The organism is Humidisolicoccus flavus (assembly GCF_045689595.1).
GTDB lineage: Bacteria > Actinomycetota > Actinomycetes > Actinomycetales > Microbacteriaceae > Humidisolicoccus > Humidisolicoccus flavus.
Map to the genome: position 1 here is coordinate 953090 of NZ_CP142724.1, position 18671 is coordinate 971760.

At 57.1% G+C, this 18671-nt stretch carries 4 protein-coding genes and 6 rRNA genes; 2 read left to right on the plus strand and 8 right to left on the minus strand.

The window, feature by feature from the left end; genetic code table 11:
- Positions 1-310 precede the first annotated feature (310 nt).
- Entirely contained in the window at positions 311-1549 is a 1239-nt protein-coding gene (locus U2H20_RS04555; protein WP_430593311.1) for a hypothetical protein, read from the minus strand.
- A 93-nt stretch (positions 1550-1642) separates the two neighbouring features.
- Here U2H20_RS04555 and U2H20_RS04560 point away from each other — a divergent pair, with 93 nt between their 5' ends.
- Both U2H20_RS04560 and U2H20_RS04565 read left to right on the plus strand, forming a co-directional pair.
- The gene (locus U2H20_RS04560; RefSeq protein WP_430593312.1) at positions 1643-2809 is read left to right on the plus strand and encodes a hypothetical protein; all 1167 of its coding nucleotides are present in this window, start codon (positions 1643-1645) and stop codon (positions 2807-2809) included.
- On the plus strand, positions 2806-3798 hold the full coding sequence (locus tag U2H20_RS04565; protein ID WP_430593313.1) for an HAD-IIA family hydrolase: 993 nt from the start codon (positions 2806-2808) through the stop codon (positions 3796-3798). Before U2H20_RS04560 ends, U2H20_RS04565 begins: the two co-directional genes overlap by 4 nt.
- A 697-nt stretch (positions 3799-4495) precedes the next feature.
- Here U2H20_RS04565 and rrf (U2H20_RS04570) read toward each other — a convergent pair.
- The 7 genes from rrf (U2H20_RS04570) to tyrS form a co-directional block, all read right to left on the minus strand.
- Positions 4496-4612, minus strand: a 5S ribosomal RNA gene (gene rrf / locus U2H20_RS04570).
- Between the two features lie 99 nt (positions 4613-4711).
- A 23S ribosomal RNA gene (locus U2H20_RS04575) occupies positions 4712-7827 on the minus strand.
- Between the two features lie 407 nt (positions 7828-8234).
- Positions 8235-9755 (minus strand): 16S ribosomal RNA (locus tag U2H20_RS04580).
- 1791 nt (positions 9756-11546) lie between these two features.
- Positions 11547-11663, minus strand: a 5S ribosomal RNA gene (rrf, locus tag U2H20_RS04585).
- Positions 11664-11762: 99 nt separating this feature from the next.
- A 23S ribosomal RNA gene (locus U2H20_RS04590) occupies positions 11763-14878 on the minus strand.
- A gap of 407 nt (positions 14879-15285) precedes the next feature.
- Positions 15286-16806: ribosomal RNA gene (locus U2H20_RS04595) — 16S ribosomal RNA — on the minus strand.
- The 16S, 23S and 5S rRNA genes sit together here, the layout of an rRNA operon.
- A 520-nt stretch (positions 16807-17326) precedes the next feature.
- On the minus strand, positions 17327-18649 hold the full coding sequence (tyrS, locus tag U2H20_RS04600; RefSeq protein WP_430593314.1) for a tyrosine--tRNA ligase: 1323 nt from the start codon (positions 18647-18649) through the stop codon (positions 17327-17329).
- Between the last annotated feature and the right edge of the window lie 22 nt (positions 18650-18671).

Consider the following 18671-nt stretch of genomic DNA (forward strand, 5'->3'; position numbering starts at 1 on the left):
ATACCTGCAGAGGGCACTCCTCTCATCGCTTTGTGGAGTCATGGACAGTCGCGCCCATGAGTTCTCCTCGAGCGGGTGACATGCCCGGCCGCATCTCGGGTGTTCACGGGATTGCGAAAGGTGGGAGAATAGGGAGGTGAACGACTCCCCCGAAGAAAACAAAGCACCTCGTGAACGCCGTGAGAACCGCAGTGGCGGTGGCTCCGGCCGTGACAGCAATCGTCGAGAGGGCGGCTGGAACCGCGAAAGTTCCTCAGGCCGTTCGGGTGGGTACAACAACGACAGGCGCGACGGCGGAGATCGCCGTTCTTCAGGAGACCGGGATTCCCGACCCTATCGCGGCGACGGCGACCGCGGCCGGCCGACTGGCGATAAGCCATGGGGCAATCGCCGCGACGATCGCTCGAGCTCCCCTGCCCGTGGCAACCAGGGCGGAAAGCCCTGGGAGAACCGCGATGGCGGCGCGCGCCGCGACGACCGCGGTGGCAAGCCCTGGGAGCGCCGCGACGGCGGAGACCGCCGTCCCTCCAACGACCGAGGCGAACGCAAGCCCTGGGAAAACCGCGACAGCGGCCCACGCCGCGATGACCGTGGCGACAAGCCCTGGGAGCGCCGCGACAGCGGAGACCGTCGACCAAGCCGTGATCAGGGCTCGAAGCCGTGGGAACGCCGCGACGGAGATCGCCGCGACGACCGCGGTGGCAGCAAGCCCTGGGAACGCCGCGACAGCGGCCCACGCCGCGACGACCGCGGCGAACGCAAACCTTGGGAAAACCGCGACAGCGGCCCACGCCGCGACGACCGCGGCGGCAGCAAGCCTTGGGAACGCCGCGACGGCGGAGACCGCCGACCCTCCAACGACCGCGGCGACAAGCCATGGGAACGCCGCGACAGCGGAGACCGTCGACCAAACCGTGATCAGGGCTCGAAGCCGTGGGAACGCCGCGACGGAGATCGCCGCGACGACCGCGGTGGCAGCAAACCCTGGGAAAACCGCGACAGCGGCCCACGACGCGATGACCGCGGTGGCAGCAAGCCCTGGGAACGCCGCGACGGCGGAGACCGCCGACCCTCCAACGACCGCGGCGAACGCAAGCCCTGGGAAAACCGCGATAGCGGCCCCCGCCGCGATGACCGCGGTGGCAGCAAGCCCTGGGAACGCCGCGACAGCGGAGACCGCCGACCAAGCCGTGATCAGGGCTCGAAGCCGTGGGAACGCCGCGACGGAGATCGCCGCGACGACCGCGGTGGCAGCAAACCCTGGGAAAACCGCGACAGCGGCGCACGACGCGACGACCGCAGCGGGAACCGACGCGAGGACCGCGGCTGGGACCGTTCGGACAACCGCACGAACTTCCGCGACGAGAGCCCGACCGAGCGTCGCGAGCACGGTCGTGGCGATGGCACCGGCGAAGCCTTCAAGCAGGTCCGCGATGACTTCACTCCCCCGGAGATTCCCGAGTCGATCGAAGCGACCGATCTCGATTTCGGTGCGCGAGCGCAGCTGAAAACGCTCGCGAAGGACAACGCGGAGGTCGTTGCGCGACACCTGGCTGCAGCGTCGGAGCTCATCGACACCGATCCTGCGCTTGCACATGAGCACGCGACCGCTGCTGCGCTTCGTGCCGGCCGGATCGCCGTGGTGCGTGAATCGCTCGCGATCACCGCCTATTTGACCGGCGATTTCTCGCTCGCGCTGCGCGAGCTTCGCACGTACCGCCGCATCTCTGGACGCGACGACCAGCTTCCGCTCATGGTCGACTCCGAGCGTGGCCTTGGACGACCGGACCGTGCACTCGAACTCGCTCGCGGGGTCGATCCTTCAACACTCGAAGTTGATGTGCGCGTCGAGCTTGCAATCGCAAAGTCGGGTGCTCGTCTCGACCTCGGTCAAACCGCGGAGGCGCTCGAAGAGCTTCGGATCCCCGAGCTCAACCCGGACAAAGCCTTCACCTGGTCGCCGGCGCTCTTCGCGTCATACGCGACCGTGCTCGAAGAACTCGGTCGCGATAAGGAAGCGGCGGAGTGGTTCGAGCGCACCGATCGTGCCATCGATGCGCTCGAGGCAATGCACAGCAATGCCGAGTCCGAGTCGATGAGTATCACCGAGGAATACGTCGAGTTCGAGCAGGATTACGACGACGTCACTGACGTCGTTGATGACGAAGAACTCGACACCGACGATGCCGAGAACGTCTCGGATTCGGCGGTCGAGCCAGATTCTTCGCCTGCCGCCGACTCGGCGACTGATGCCGATGCCGAACTCCCGGCGTCGAGCGATTCGGCGGAGGTCGACCCGACCGATGCTGCTGCTGTAGCAGAGGTCGAAGCCTCAGATTCGGAATCGATGCGACGTGACGACGCTGATTCTGCTCCTGCAGCGACCGCCGACACGGCCGCGGCCGCAGCACCGAGCGACGAAGCCGAAGGCACGAACGACGCCGACACCGACGCAGCGAGTGTCACCGAGGCGCCAGCTCCTGCAGCCGCAGCGACTGACGCTTCCGAGGACGTCGCTCCAGTCAAAAAGACGCGCGCTCCGAAGAAGGCTGCGACCACGAAGAAAGAGCAGCCTGCAGTACCTGCCTCGGATGCTCCCGCCGATGGTGATGCACCAGCAGCCGAGACTTCTTCGGCAGACGAGGAAGAAGCTCCGGCTGAACTTGCAGCGCTGATCTTCGCGGAACCCGTCACTCCTTCGGTTGACGCGACGACAGAGGCTGCAGCAACACTGCCTGGACTCGAATCAGACCAGCACACGCAGCTCGATTTGAACTTCGAGGAAGCGGAGCCGGAGTCCGATCGATGAGTTCGTCCACGCCACTGACTGGCGTTGATCTGGTCATGGCCGATCTTGATGGCGTCGTCTACCAAGGTCCGGCTGCGATCCCCCACGCTGTTGATGCGCTCGCGAAGGTGCAGGTGCCGCTCGCGTACATCACGAACAACGCGAGCCGCACTGCGAACTCAGTTGCAGAACACCTCTCGTCGTTCGGATTGCACGTCGCAGCACACGAGGTCGTGACTTCTCCGCAAGCAGCGATGCGTCTGCTCGCGCCGCACCTTGAGCCGGGTGATCCGGTGCTCGTTGTCGGAGGCGAAGGTCTCACGTCCGAGGTAGAGAAGGCTGGTTGGAGAGTCGTTCGTGCTGCAGCCGATCAGCCGAAAGCTGTCGTGCAGGGTTTCGCTCCCGACGTGGGATGGACACAACTCGCTGAAGCCTCGTTCGCGCTGCACACGGGCATTCCATGGATTGCAACGAACACCGACTGGACAATCCCCGTGGCCGGCGGCATCGCCCCGGGGAACGGCACGCTCGTCTCTGCTGTGCACACCGCAGTGGGACGCTTCCCTGAGGTCGGCGGAAAGCCTGAACAACCGATCTTCACCGTCGCTCAGGAACGATTCTCAGCGCAGAACCCGCTCATGATCGGCGACCGCCTCGACACCGACATTCTCGGTGCGCAGCGCGCCGGTATTCGCAGTGCGATCGTGTTGACCGGTATCGACCAGGCAAAGCAGTTGCTTGCGGCAGACAAGACGATGCGCCCTGACTTCATCCTCGAGGATCTCCGAGAGCTCCACGAGGAGTACCCGGAGACTCGCGAAACCTTCGAGCGTTCAACTGGCCACCGCTACTTCGAAGTTGGCACCGCTGCCGTGCAGCTCACTGAAGACAGCGTCAATGTGCTTCGAGAGGGCGCCGGAATCGATACCCTGCGCGCTGGTTGCGCGGCGATCTGGTCGAGTGGTCGAAGCATCCACTCCCTCAAGGTTGCCTCCTCGCTGTACGAGTAGCGTCACGGCAGGGGTTCACACGATCGTGAACAAACCTCATCACAGAAGAAGGGCCCGCTCGTTGAGACGGGCCCTTCTTCTGTGTACTGCGTCCTCGCGCGTCTAGTCTTCTCTCTCAGCACGTCGATACAAGCACTCGGTATGTGCGCGAGACGTCGTCTCACCGCACCCGGCTGGCCCCGCAGAGACAACGGACTCTTCAAGAAGCCGTGCGGAGCACATAGGCCCTCCTCCTGTTCCACACAGTCTTGCCACACCAGCCGCACACAGCCGTGCCAGCGAATCCTAATTCAGCGACCTTTGCTCTGTGCGCAGCCAAACTCCACCGCCACGCAGCAACCTAGCTGCGTCGACTGGATTGCCGCATTCAGTGTGCAAAGCTCTCCCGCGGGTTCCGCGGCCGCCGTGCCTGCTGCGCCCACTGCGCCGACCGCGCCCACAGTGCTTACCGTGCCCACTACGCTTCCCTTGCCTTCCCGTCCCCACCGCGATCCGAGCACGTCGATGCGAGCACACGTCGAACACAAAACGATCCGAGTTCCACTCACGAGCGGTCTTTCGCTGGTTGGTGTTGGTGTTGGTGTTGGTGTGTTTTTGGGCGCAAAAAAGCCCTAGCAGGATGCCTGCTAGGGCTTTGATGTTGGGATGTTCACCTGTCACCATCAGTGGTGCGGGTGTTGTCCGCTTGTTAAGTTAAGTCCGGCGGTGTCCTACTCTCCCACAGGGTCCCCCCTGCAGTACCATCGGCGCTGAAGGTCTTAGCTTCCGGGTTCGGAATGTGACCGGGCGTTTCCCCTTCGCTATGGCCGCCGAAACATCTATCAATGTTTCAAGTCTGCCGCAAAGTATAGTTTGCAGCGATTCCCGACCGTACATCGAGAACCACAAAGTGGACGCAAGCAATAGAACATGTGTTATCAAGATATCGACTTATTAGTACAGGTCAGCTCCACGTGTTACCACGCTTCCACATCCTGCCTATCAACCCAGTCGTCTGGCTGGGAGTCTCTCGCCCGAAGGCATGGAAGTCTCATCTTGAGGCCGGCTTCCCGCTTAGATGCTTTCAGCGGTTATCCATCCCGAACGTAGCTAATCAGCGGTGCTCCTGGCGGAACAACTGACACACCAGAGGTTCGTCCAACCCGGTCCTCTCGTACTAGGGTCAGATCCTCTCAAACTTCCTACGCGCGCAGCGGATAGGGACCGAACTGTCTCACGACGTTCTAAACCCAGCTCGCGTGCCGCTTTAATGGGCGAACAGCCCAACCCTTGGGACCTACTCCAGCCCCAGGATGCGACGAGCCGACATCGAGGTGCCAAACCATGCCGTCGATATGGACTCTTGGGCAAGATCAGCCTGTTATCCCCGAGGTACCTTTTATCCGTTGAGCGACAGCGCTTCCACAAGCCACTGCCGGATCACTAGTCCCGACTTTCGTCCCTGCTCCATTCGCCAATGTCACAGTCAAGCTCCCTTGTGCACTTACACTCGACACCTGATTGCCAACCAGGTTGAGGGAACCTTTGGGCGCCTCCGTTACTTTTTGGGAGGCAACCGCCCCAGTTAAACTACCCATCAGGCACTGTCCCTGAACCGGATTACGGTTCTAAGTTAGATATCCAGAGTGACCAGAGTGGTATTTCAACAATGACTCCACCTGAACTAGCGTCCAAGCTTCAAAGTCTCCCACCTATCCTACACAAGCCACACCGAACACCAATACCAAACTGTAGTAAAGGTCACGGGGTCTTTCCGTCCTGCTGCGCGTAACGAGCATCTTTACTCGTATTGCAATTTCGCCGAGTTCGCGGTTGAGACAGCTGGGAAGTCGTTACGCCATTCGTGCAGGTCGGAACTTACCCGACAAGGAATTTCGCTACCTTAGGATGGTTATAGTTACCACCGCCGTTTACTGGGGCTTAAATTCTGAGCTTCGCTTACGCTAACCCTTCCTCTTAACCTTCCAGCACCGGGCAGGCGTCAGTCCGTATACATCGTCTTGCGACTTAGCACGGACCTGTGTTTTTAGTAAACAGTCGCTTCCCACTGGTCTCTGCGGCCATCAACAGCTCGGGGAGTAAATCCCGTCACCGATCAGGCCCCCCTTCTCCCGAAGTTACGGGGGCATTTTGCCGAGTTCCTTAACCACGATTCTCTCGATCTCCTTGGTATTCTCTACCTAACCACCTGTGTCGGTTTGGGGTACGGGTGACTAAAACCTCGCGTCGATGCTTTTCTTGGCAGCATAGGATCAATGACTTCCCTTAAAGGTTCGGCGTCATATCTCAGGATATATGAGCGACGGATTTGCCTATCGCTCTCCCTACATAATTGCCCGGACTCAACCATCGGCCCGGTTCATCTACCTTCCTGCGTCACACCTGTTAATACGCTAGCCGCCCCAGCATAGGGTCGAGTGCTAGGCCAAGGACGTCACCCCGAAGGGATCAATCCAAGGATTCGGACTCTTAGCATTACTGGTTTAGCTTGGGCGGTTTTTCGTCAGCACGGATTATCAACCTGTTGTCCATCGACTACGCCTGTCGGCCTCGCCTTAGGTCCCGGCTTACCCAGGGAAGATTAGCTTGACCCTGGAACCCTTGGTTATTCGGAGGACGGGTTTCTCACCCGTCTTTCGCTACTCATGCCTGCATTCTCACTCGTGCAGCGTCCACGGCTGGTTTCCACCGCCGCTTCACTCGCTGCACGACGCTCTCCTACCGATCCATATGCCTGGACAGCACTCGAAAGTACTGCCGAGCTATTATATGAATCCCACAACTTCGGCGGTATGCTTGAGCCCCGTTACATTGTCGGCGCGGAATCACTTGACCAGTGAGCTATTACGCACTCTTTCAAGGGTGGCTGCTTCTAAGCCAACCTCCTGGTTGTCTATGCAACTCCACATCCTTTCCCACTTAGCATACGCTTGGGGGCCTTAGTTGGTGGTCTGGGTTGTTTCCCTCTCGACTATGAAGCTTATCCCCCACAGTCTCACTGCTGCGCTCTCACTTACCGGCATTCGGAGTTTGGCTGACGTCAGTAACCTGTTGAGGCCCATCGGCCATCCAGTAGCTCTACCTCCGGCAAGAAACACGCAACGCTGCACCTAAATGCATTTCGGAGAGAACCAGCTATCACGAAGTTTGATTGGCCTTTCACCCCTATCCACAGCTCATCCCCTCAGTTTTCAACCTAAGTGGGTTCGGTCCTCCACGACGTCTTACCGTCGCTTCAACCTGGCCATGGATAGATCACTTCGCTTCGGGTCTAGGACATGCGACTGAATCGCCCTATTCAGACTCGCTTTCGCTACGGCTTCCCCACTCGGGTTAACCTCGCCACATATCACTAACTCGCAGGCTCATTCTTCAAAAGGCACGCCGTCACAGCTACTAGGGCTGCTCCGACGGTTTGTAAGCTAACGGTTTCAGGTACTATTTCACTCCCCTCCCGGGGTACTTTTCACCTTTCCCTCACGGTACTTGTCCGCTATCGGTCATCTGGGAGTATTTAGGCTTATCAGGTGGTCCTGACAGATTCACACGGGATTTCTCGGGCCCCGTGATACTTGGGATACTTCTCACGCCATAACAGCATTTCGACTACGGGATTATCACCCTCTATGATGCGTCTTTCCAAACACTTCGTCTATACTGCGCTGTAACGTTTACTGATCGGCAGACCAGAACGAAAAGTCCCACAACCCCGATCGTGCAACGCCTGCCGGCTATCACACACGATCGGTTTGGCCTCTTCCGCGTTCGCTCGCCACTACTTACGGAATCACATGTTGTTTTCTCTTCCTGAGGGTACTGAGATGTTTCACTTCCCCTCGTTCCCTCTACCCGCCCTATATATTCAGGCGGGAGTCACTAGGTCCATCGCTGGCCCAGCGGGGTTTCCCCATTCGGAAATCCTCGAATCAAAGCCTGTTTACCGGCTCCTCGAGGCTTATCGCAGGTTACTACGTCCTTCATCGGCTCCAGATGCCAAGGCATCCACCGTTAGCTCTTAGAATCTTGATCACATGAGTATAAGGAAGCACTCAAAATTAATTGAGTGCGACCAGATCTATTTTAGATCTGTGATTGAGACAAAAGTCTCAATCTAAGATGCTCGCGTCCACTGTGTAGTTCTCAAAATACGGGCGGTATCTGCATCAAACACGAAAACGTGTTCTCAAACAGATCCAGAGGTTCGTTCTCCCACCACGCTCACCAATGTGAGCCGCAATGAGTGTCCGGTCCCTCAGGACCCAACAGCGTGCATGCACCGACTCCGCGCCCCCTCTGTTTCCTCACCTCGCGGTGGTACTCCATCAGAATTGCTTCCTCGATGCCAATGTCAATGTTCCACCCTTGAGCTAACCACCGATCAACATTCGTGACCGAAGTGGCTCTGAATCCGGCGAACCGGACTAGATGCTCCTTAGAAAGGAGGTGATCCAGCCGCACCTTCCGGTACGGCTACCTTGTTACGACTTAGTCCTAATTACCGATCCCACCTTCGACGGCTCCCTCCAAAAGGTTGGGCCACCGGCTTCGGGTGTTACCGACTTTCATGACTTGACGGGCGGTGTGTACAAGGCCCGGGAACGTATTCACCGCAGCGTTGCTGATCTGCGATTACTAGCGACTCCAACTTCATGAGGTCGAGTTGCAGACCTCAATCCGAACTGAGACCGGCTTTTTGGGATTCGCTCCACCTTGCGGTATTGCAGCCCTTTGTACCGGCCATTGTAGCATGCGTGAAGCCCAAGACATAAGGGGCATGATGATTTGACGTCATCCCCACCTTCCTCCGAGTTGACCCCGGCAGTATCCCATGAGTTCCCACCATTACGTGCTGGCAACATAGGACGAGGGTTGCGCTCGTTGCGGGACTTAACCCAACATCTCACGACACGAGCTGACGACAACCATGCACCACCTGTATACAGACCTTGCGGGGCGACGATCTCTCGCCGTTTCCTGTATATGTCAAGCCTTGGTAAGGTTCTTCGCGTTGCATCGAATTAATCCGCATGCTCCGCCGCTTGTGCGGGCCCCCGTCAATTCCTTTGAGTTTTAGCCTTGCGGCCGTACTCCCCAGGCGGGGAACTTAATGCGTTAGCTACGACACGGAGACCGTGGAATGGTCCCCACATCTAGTTCCCAACGTTTACGGCGTGGACTACCAGGGTATCTAAGCCTGTTTGCTCCCCACGCTTTCGCTCCTCAGCGTCAGTAACGGCCCAGAGATCTGCCTTCGCCATCGGTGTTCCTCCTGATATCTGCGCATTCCACCGCTACACCAGGAATTCCAATCTCCCCTACCGCACTCTAGTCTGCCCGTACCCACTGCAAGCCCGAGGTTGAGCCTCGGGTTTTCACAGCAGACGCGACAAACCGCCTACGAGCTCTTTACGCCCAATAATTCCGGACAACGCTTGCACCCTACGTATTACCGCGGCTGCTGGCACGTAGTTAGCCGGTGCTTTTTCTGCAGGTACCGTCACTTTCGCTTCTTCCCTGCTAAAAGAGGTTTACAACCCGAAGGCCGTCATCCCTCACGCGGCGTTGCTGCATCAGGCTTGCGCCCATTGTGCAATATTCCCCACTGCTGCCTCCCGTAGGAGTCTGGGCCGTGTCTCAGTCCCAGTGTGGCCGGTCACCCTCTCAGGCCGGCTACCCGTCGTCGCCTTGGTGAGCCATTACCTCACCAACTAGCTGATAGGCCGCGAGCTCATCCCCAACCGAAATTCTTTCCACAAACAGAAGATGCCTTCGTTTGTCGTATCCGGTATTAGACGCCGTTTCCAGCGCTTATCCCAGAGTCGGGGGCAGATTGCTCACGTGTTACTCACCCGTTCGCCACTAATCCAGAGAAGCAAGCTCCTCTTTCATCGTTCGACTTGCATGTGTTAAGCACGCCGCCAGCGTTCGTCCTGAGCCAGGATCAAACTCTCCGTAAAAGAGTGACTCGAAACCAAATACATGGCCCCGAAATCTAAATAGCTACCAACCCGGGAAAAACCAGGAAGATAGCGAGTTTGATGCTGACAAAAAGACTGTCTACTGACAATCTGTTGTCCAATATAAAATCGCACTAAATAAATAGCCACGAAGTTTTTTGGCATTTGACATTGTGCACGCTGTTGAGTTCTCAAGGATCGGACGCTCTCCACATCACCCAGAAGGGATCAATTGGAGGCAACTTGTCTAACTTACCACCTCAACACAACCTGTCAAATCGACACGCTGCCAGTCCGAAAACCAGCAACAGTTGGAAGAAGCGAAGCTCCACCATACAACCACCCGCCCCACACCACAAGGTGAAGAACAGACAATCAAAGGATGGTCCCACTTGAGGAAGAGAAGCACCAGGCTCCGTCATTCCTATGGGGTGACGAATGAATACTTTACGCACCACCAACCCACCACACCAAATCACCCACATCCCGGGCGTGTCACGGGACGCTCAGTCCGGCGCCCGGGAGGTCCTGTTGCCAGCCAATCACTGGAATCGCCGCTCTTGACGGCGTAGATTTCGCGAAGGATCGCACGTCCCGGGCAGGCGCACGGGGCCGCAGCGAACTCAAACCGAACTCGTCGCCAGACCCGGTCGAGACCCTCCAGATTTGTCAGTTTTTTCTGCGACACTCCGAAGAGGGGATCTGATCGACGTCCGACGCTTCCACGAATTCGTGCTCAACACACTCACCGCGGTTGCGCTTCTCGATGCGCAGGTCGCGAACACAAGCGAGTTCGCCGACGAGAACGGACGTGGAAATTTCGAAATTCTTTCTACAGCGTGCGAAGCACAAGGAGTGCCGGGCGTGTCGACCGCCGAGGGAGAGCGAAGTAGTTCGCAGGCTTCCTCACGGAGTTGCCGATAACAAGCGATATGTCAGGCGTAACCGAAGTCACTGGAAAGGGCGACAACCTCATAACCCCACTCCCCTCGAGCGCACCCACCCGAGCTCGTGCCCGCGCAGCTGACCTCGAGCCAGGAACGTATATCGACCACCTTCGACTCGGGATACAGGGTCGAATTTCAGCTCAAAGATTCGCAGAACGCAGTTCGCAGCGGTTCTCGGTCGTGGGGCGCAAATCCCCTAGCTCCTAGCTCCTAGCTCCAGACTCCAGACTCCAGACTCCAGACTCCAGACTCCAGACTCCAGACTCCAGACTCCAGACTCCAGACTCCAGACTCAAGACTCAAGACTCAAGACTCAAGACTCAAGAACGAGGAGCTCGATCGAACAGCACGATCGACATGTCCAACGAACCTGGTGACGCCTCCTCTGCTGGGGCAACGACCGGTCAGGTACGAGGGAACGTCTGTACTTCGCCAGCCGAAGCTGTTCCACTCGCGCGACTGTCGACCACCATGTCGCTGGATCCATCAGCAGCAGAAATCGACCGAGTCCCGAACTACGAAGACGCGTGAAGTTTTCGATGCGTCGAACCAGCAGGCGCTGCGCTGAGCGGGCGACGTTCCTTAAGCACTCGGCCGTGCAGAATAGGCCGGCCCCAAACTGGACATGCCGTCTTCGAAACGACGCGACGCAACCGGGATCTCTCTCATTCCCGACGAACACCTGAAGCACGTGAACAGGGTCTTTCGCTGGTTGGTGTTGGTGTTGGTGTTGTTGTGTTTTTGGGCGCAAAAAAGCCCTAGCAGGATGCCTGCTAGGGCTTTGATGTTGGGATGTTCACCTGTCACCATCAGTGGTGCGGGTGTTGTCCGCTTGTTAAGTTAAGTCCGGCGGTGTCCTACTCTCCCACAGGGTCCCCCCTGCAGTACCATCGGCGCTGAAGGTCTTAGCTTCCGGGTTCGGAATGTGACCGGGCGTTTCCCCTTCGCTATGGCCGCCGAAACATCTATCAATGTTTCAAGTCTGCCGCAAAGTATAGTTTGCAGCGATTCCCGACCGTACATCGAGAACCACAAAGTGGACGCAAGCAATAGAACATGTGTTATCAAGATATCGACTTATTAGTACAGGTCAGCTCCACGTGTTACCACGCTTCCACATCCTGCCTATCAACCCAGTCGTCTGGCTGGGAGTCTCTCGCCCGAAGGCATGGAAGTCTCATCTTGAGGCCGGCTTCCCGCTTAGATGCTTTCAGCGGTTATCCATCCCGAACGTAGCTAATCAGCGGTGCTCCTGGCGGAACAACTGACACACCAGAGGTTCGTCCAACCCGGTCCTCTCGTACTAGGGTCAGATCCTCTCAAACTTCCTACGCGCGCAGCGGATAGGGACCGAACTGTCTCACGACGTTCTAAACCCAGCTCGCGTGCCGCTTTAATGGGCGAACAGCCCAACCCTTGGGACCTACTCCAGCCCCAGGATGCGACGAGCCGACATCGAGGTGCCAAACCATGCCGTCGATATGGACTCTTGGGCAAGATCAGCCTGTTATCCCCGAGGTACCTTTTATCCGTTGAGCGACAGCGCTTCCACAAGCCACTGCCGGATCACTAGTCCCGACTTTCGTCCCTGCTCCATTCGCCAATGTCACAGTCAAGCTCCCTTGTGCACTTACACTCGACACCTGATTGCCAACCAGGTTGAGGGAACCTTTGGGCGCCTCCGTTACTTTTTGGGAGGCAACCGCCCCAGTTAAACTACCCATCAGGCACTGTCCCTGAACCGGATTACGGTTCTAAGTTAGATATCCAGAGTGACCAGAGTGGTATTTCAACAATGACTCCACCTGAACTAGCGTCCAAGCTTCAAAGTCTCCCACCTATCCTACACAAGCCACACCGAACACCAATACCAAACTGTAGTAAAGGTCACGGGGTCTTTCCGTCCTGCTGCGCGTAACGAGCATCTTTACTCGTATTGCAATTTCGCCGAGTTCGCGGTTGAGACAGCTGGGAAGTCGTTACGCCATTCGTGCAGGTCGGAACTTACCCGACAAGGAATTTCGCTACCTTAGGATGGTTATAGTTACCACCGCCGTTTACTGGGGCTTAAATTCTGAGCTTCGCTTACGCTAACCCTTCCTCTTAACCTTCCAGCACCGGGCAGGCGTCAGTCCGTATACATCGTCTTGCGACTTAGCACGGACCTGTGTTTTTAGTAAACAGTCGCTTCCCACTGGTCTCTGCGGCCATCAACAGCTCGGGGAGTAAATCCCGTCACCGATCAGGCCCCCCTTCTCCCGAAGTTACGGGGGCATTTTGCCGAGTTCCTTAACCACGATTCTCTCGATCTCCTTGGTATTCTCTACCTAACCACCTGTGTCGGTTTGGGGTACGGGTGACTAAAACCTCGCGTCGATGCTTTTCTTGGCAGCATAGGATCAATGACTTCCCTTAAAGGTTCGGCGTCATATCTCAGGATATATGAGCGACGGATTTGCCTATCGCTCTCCCTACATAATTGCCCGGACTCAACCATCGGCCCGGTTCATCTACCTTCCTGCGTCACACCTGTTAATACGCTAGCCGCCCCAGCATAGGGTCGAGTGCTAGGCCAAGGACGTCACCCCGAAGGGATCAATCCAAGGATTCGGACTCTTAGCATTACTGGTTTAGCTTGGGCGGTTTTTCGTCAGCACGGATTATCAACCTGTTGTCCATCGACTACGCCTGTCGGCCTCGCCTTAGGTCCCGGCTTACCCAGGGAAGATTAGCTTGACCCTGGAACCCTTGGTTATTCGGAGGACGGGTTTCTCACCCGTCTTTCGCTACTCATGCCTGCATTCTCACTCGTGCAGCGTCCACGGCTGGTTTCCACCGCCGCTTCACTCGCTGCACGACGCTCTCCTACCGATCCATATGCCTGGACAGCACTCGAAAGTACTGCCGAGCTATTATATGAATCCCACAACTTCGGCGGTATGCTTGAGCCCCGTTACATTGTCGGCGCGGAATCACTTGACCAGTGAGCTATTACGCACTCTTTCAAGGGTGGCTGCTTCTAAGCCAACCTCCTGGTTGTCTATGCAACTCCACATCCTTTCCCACTTAGCATACGCTTGGGGGCCTTAGTTGGTGGTCTGGGTTGTTTCCCTCTCGACTATGAAGCTTATCCCCCACAGTCTCACTGCTGCGCTCTCACTTACCGGCATTCGGAGTTTGGCTGACGTCAGTAACCTGTTGAGGCCCATCGGCCATCCAGTAGCTCTACCTCCGGCAAGAAACACGCAACGCTGCACCTAAATGCATTTCGGAGAGAACCAGCTATCACGAAGTTTGATTGGCCTTTCACCCCTATCCACAGCTCATCCCCTCAGTTTTCAACCTAAGTGGGTTCGGTCCTCCACGACGTCTTACCGTCGCTTCAACCTGGCCATGGATAGATCACTTCGCTTCGGGTCTAGGACATGCGACTGAATCGCCCTATTCAGACTCGCTTTCGCTACGGCTTCCCCACTCGGGTTAACCTCGCCACATATCACTAACTCGCAGGCTCATTCTTCAAAAGGCACGCCGTCACAGCTACTAGGGCTGCTCCGACGGTTTGTAAGCTAACGGTTTCAGGTACTATTTCACTCCCCTCCCGGGGTACTTTTCACCTTTCCCTCACGGTACTTGTCCGCTATCGGTCATCTGGGAGTATTTAGGCTTATCAGGTGGTCCTGACAGATTCACACGGGATTTCTCGGGCCCCGTGATACTTGGGATACTTCTCACGCCATAACAGCATTTCGACTACGGGATTATCACCCTCTATGATGCGTCTTTCCAAACACTTCGTCTATACTGCGCTGTAACGTTTACTGATCGGCAGACCAGAACGAAAAGTCCCACAACCCCGATCGTGCAACGCCTGCCGGCTATCACACACGATCGGTTTGGCCTCTTCCGCGTTCGCTCGCCACTACTTACGGAATCACATGTTGTTTTCTCTTCCTGAGGGTACTGAGATGTTTCACTTCCCCTCGTTCCCTCTACCCGCCCTATATATTCAGGCGGGAGTCACTAGGTCCATCGCTGGCCCAGCGGGGTTTCCCCATTCGGAAATCCTCGAATCAAAGCCTGTTTACCGGCTCCTCGAGGCTTATCGCAGGTTACTACGTCCTTCATCGGCTCCAGATGCCAAGGCATCCACCGTTAGCTCTTAGAATCTTGATCACATGAGTATAAGGAAGCACTCAAAATTAATTGAGTGCGACCAGATCTATTTTAGATCTGTGATTGAGACAAAAGTCTCAATCTAAGATGCTCGCGTCCACTGTGTAGTTCTCAAAATACGGGCGGTATCTGCATCAAACACGAAAACGTGTTCTCAAACAGATCCAGAGGTTCGTTCTCCCACCACGCTCACCAATGTGAGCCGCAATGAGTGTCCGGTCCCTCAGGACCCAACAGCGTGCATGCACCGACTCCGCGCCCCCTCTGTTTCCTCACCTCGCGGTGGTACTCCATCAGAATTGCTTCCTCGATGCCAATGTCAATGTTCCACCCTTGAGCTAACCACCGATCAACATTCGTGACCGAAGTGGCTCTGAATCCGGCGAACCGGACTAGATGCTCCTTAGAAAGGAGGTGATCCAGCCGCACCTTCCGGTACGGCTACCTTGTTACGACTTAGTCCTAATTACCGATCCCACCTTCGACGGCTCCCTCCAAAAGGTTGGGCCACCGGCTTCGGGTGTTACCGACTTTCATGACTTGACGGGCGGTGTGTACAAGGCCCGGGAACGTATTCACCGCAGCGTTGCTGATCTGCGATTACTAGCGACTCCAACTTCATGAGGTCGAGTTGCAGACCTCAATCCGAACTGAGACCGGCTTTTTGGGATTCGCTCCACCTTGCGGTATTGCAGCCCTTTGTACCGGCCATTGTAGCATGCGTGAAGCCCAAGACATAAGGGGCATGATGATTTGACGTCATCCCCACCTTCCTCCGAGTTGACCCCGGCAGTATCCCATGAGTTCCCACCATTACGTGCTGGCAACATAGGACGAGGGTTGCGCTCGTTGCGGGACTTAACCCAACATCTCACGACACGAGCTGACGACAACCATGCACCACCTGTATACAGACCTTGCGGGGCGACGATCTCTCGCCGTTTCCTGTATATGTCAAGCCTTGGTAAGGTTCTTCGCGTTGCATCGAATTAATCCGCATGCTCCGCCGCTTGTGCGGGCCCCCGTCAATTCCTTTGAGTTTTAGCCTTGCGGCCGTACTCCCCAGGCGGGGAACTTAATGCGTTAGCTACGACACGGAGACCGTGGAATGGTCCCCACATCTAGTTCCCAACGTTTACGGCGTGGACTACCAGGGTATCTAAGCCTGTTTGCTCCCCACGCTTTCGCTCCTCAGCGTCAGTAACGGCCCAGAGATCTGCCTTCGCCATCGGTGTTCCTCCTGATATCTGCGCATTCCACCGCTACACCAGGAATTCCAATCTCCCCTACCGCACTCTAGTCTGCCCGTACCCACTGCAAGCCCGAGGTTGAGCCTCGGGTTTTCACAGCAGACGCGACAAACCGCCTACGAGCTCTTTACGCCCAATAATTCCGGACAACGCTTGCACCCTACGTATTACCGCGGCTGCTGGCACGTAGTTAGCCGGTGCTTTTTCTGCAGGTACCGTCACTTTCGCTTCTTCCCTGCTAAAAGAGGTTTACAACCCGAAGGCCGTCATCCCTCACGCGGCGTTGCTGCATCAGGCTTGCGCCCATTGTGCAATATTCCCCACTGCTGCCTCCCGTAGGAGTCTGGGCCGTGTCTCAGTCCCAGTGTGGCCGGTCACCCTCTCAGGCCGGCTACCCGTCGTCGCCTTGGTGAGCCATTACCTCACCAACTAGCTGATAGGCCGCGAGCTCATCCCCAACCGAAATTCTTTCCACAAACAGAAGATGCCTTCGTTTGTCGTATCCGGTATTAGACGCCGTTTCCAGCGCTTATCCCAGAGTCGGGGGCAGATTGCTCACGTGTTACTCACCCGTTCGCCACTAATCCAGAGAAGCAAGCTCCTCTTTCATCGTTCGACTTGCATGTGTTAAGCACGCCGCCAGCGTTCGTCCTGAGCCAGGATCAAACTCTCCGTAAAAGAGTGACTCGAAACCAAATACATGGCCCCGAAATCTAAATAGCTACCAACCCGGGAAAAACCAGGAAGATAGCGAGTTTGATGCTGACAAAAAGACTGTCTACTGACAATCTGTTGTCCAATATAAAATCGCACTAAATAAATAGCCACGAAGTTTTTTGGCATTTGACATTGTGCACGCTGTTGAGTTCTCAAGGATCGGACGCTCTCCACATCACCCAGAAGGGATCAATTGGAGGCAACTTGTCTAACTTACCACCTCAACACAACCTGTCAAATCGACACGCTGCCAGTCCGAAAACCAGCAACAGTTGGAAGAAGCGAAGCTCCACCATACAACCACCCGCCCCACACCACAAGGTGAAGAACAGACAATCAAAGGATGGTCCCACTTGAGGAAGAGAAGCACCAGGCTCCGTCATTCCTATGGGGTGACGAATGAATACTTTACGCACCACCACCCCACCACACCAAATCACCCACATCCCGGGCGTGTCACGCCGTGGGACGCGGGCGTTCGTTAGGAGGGTTCGCCAGCGTCCACACCCGCGAGCGTCTTCTTGCCGCGGCGAAGGACTGCGTAGCGACCATGGAGCAGTCGGCCCTCGAGCGTGGCATCTGCGTCAGTGATGCGCACGTTGTTCACGCTCACTCCCCCATCGGCAATTGCACGCCGCCCCGCCGAAAGGCTGTCGACGAGACCGGTTTCCTGGAGCAATTGCAGCACTGGGGCGTCGGGCAGGGCCGTCGCCACTTCGAGCGACGAGATCGCTGCGGCAAGAGTCGACTCGTCGATCGCTTCAAGATCTCCCGAACCGAAAAGCGCCTGAGAGGCAGCGATCGCCTGCTTCGTCGTTGCCTCGCCATGCACGAACGCCGTGACCTGGAATGCCAGCACTCGTTGGGCCTCCCTGCGGAACGGTGCGTCGATCACGGACTGAGCGAGCTCGTCGATCACTGCGCTCGGCAAGAAGGTGAAGCTCTTCAAGAGGGTGACGACGATCGAATCTTCCTGGTTCAACCAGAACTGGTACATCGCGAATGGCGTGGTCATCGCAGCGTCAAGCCAGACCGCGTTGCCCTCGCTCTTGCCGAACTTTTTGCCGTCGGGCGTTGTGATGAGCGGAGTGCCGATCGCGTGGACCGCGGCCCCCTCGGCTTTCCGCACCAGTTCGGTGCCACTGGTGAGGTTTCCCCACTGGTCGCTACCGCCGGTCTGCAAGGTGCAGTTGTAGCTGCGGTAGAGCTCGAGGTAGTCGAGACCCTGCAGGATTTGGTAGCTGAATTCTGCGTAGGAGATGCCCTCTTCAGACGCAAGCCTCGTGGCAACGGCATCCTTTTTGATCATCGTGCCGACACGGAAGTACTTGCCGACGTCCCGGAGGAAGTCGATCGCGGAAAGCGGTGCGGTCCAGTCGAGGTTATTGACCAGGCGCAGCGCGTTGTCTCCCTCGACACTCAAGAATCGTGAAACCTGAGCCTGCAGGTACGAGACCCACTCGCTCACCGTTTCCTTCGTGTTGAGCTGACGTTCTGACGTCGGCCGAGGGTCACCGATGAGACCGGTGGAACCACCGACGAGGCCCAGCGGTCGGTGGCCTGCCAACTGCAAGCGGCGCATGAAGATGAGCTGGGCAAGGTTACCGAGGTGCAGGCTCGGTGCGGTCGGGTCGAACCCGCAGTAGTAGGTGATCGGATCTCCACCGAGCGCCGCCTTCAGCGCCGCCTCGTCCGTCGACACGTGGACCGAACCACGCCAGACGATCTCGTCCCAGACGTTCGGAAACGCAGGATCGAGGGCCGGGGATTGCAGGGTGGATGCGAGAGTTGCAGTTTCCGTCACACCCGCTACCGTACCAATCCTT

Bases quoted from the DNA above. Each gene is read 5' to 3' on its own strand.
- U2H20_RS04565 (WP_430593313.1), top strand. From the start codon at position 2,806: ATGAGTTCGTCCACGCCACTGACTGGCGTTGATCTGGTCATGGCCGAT.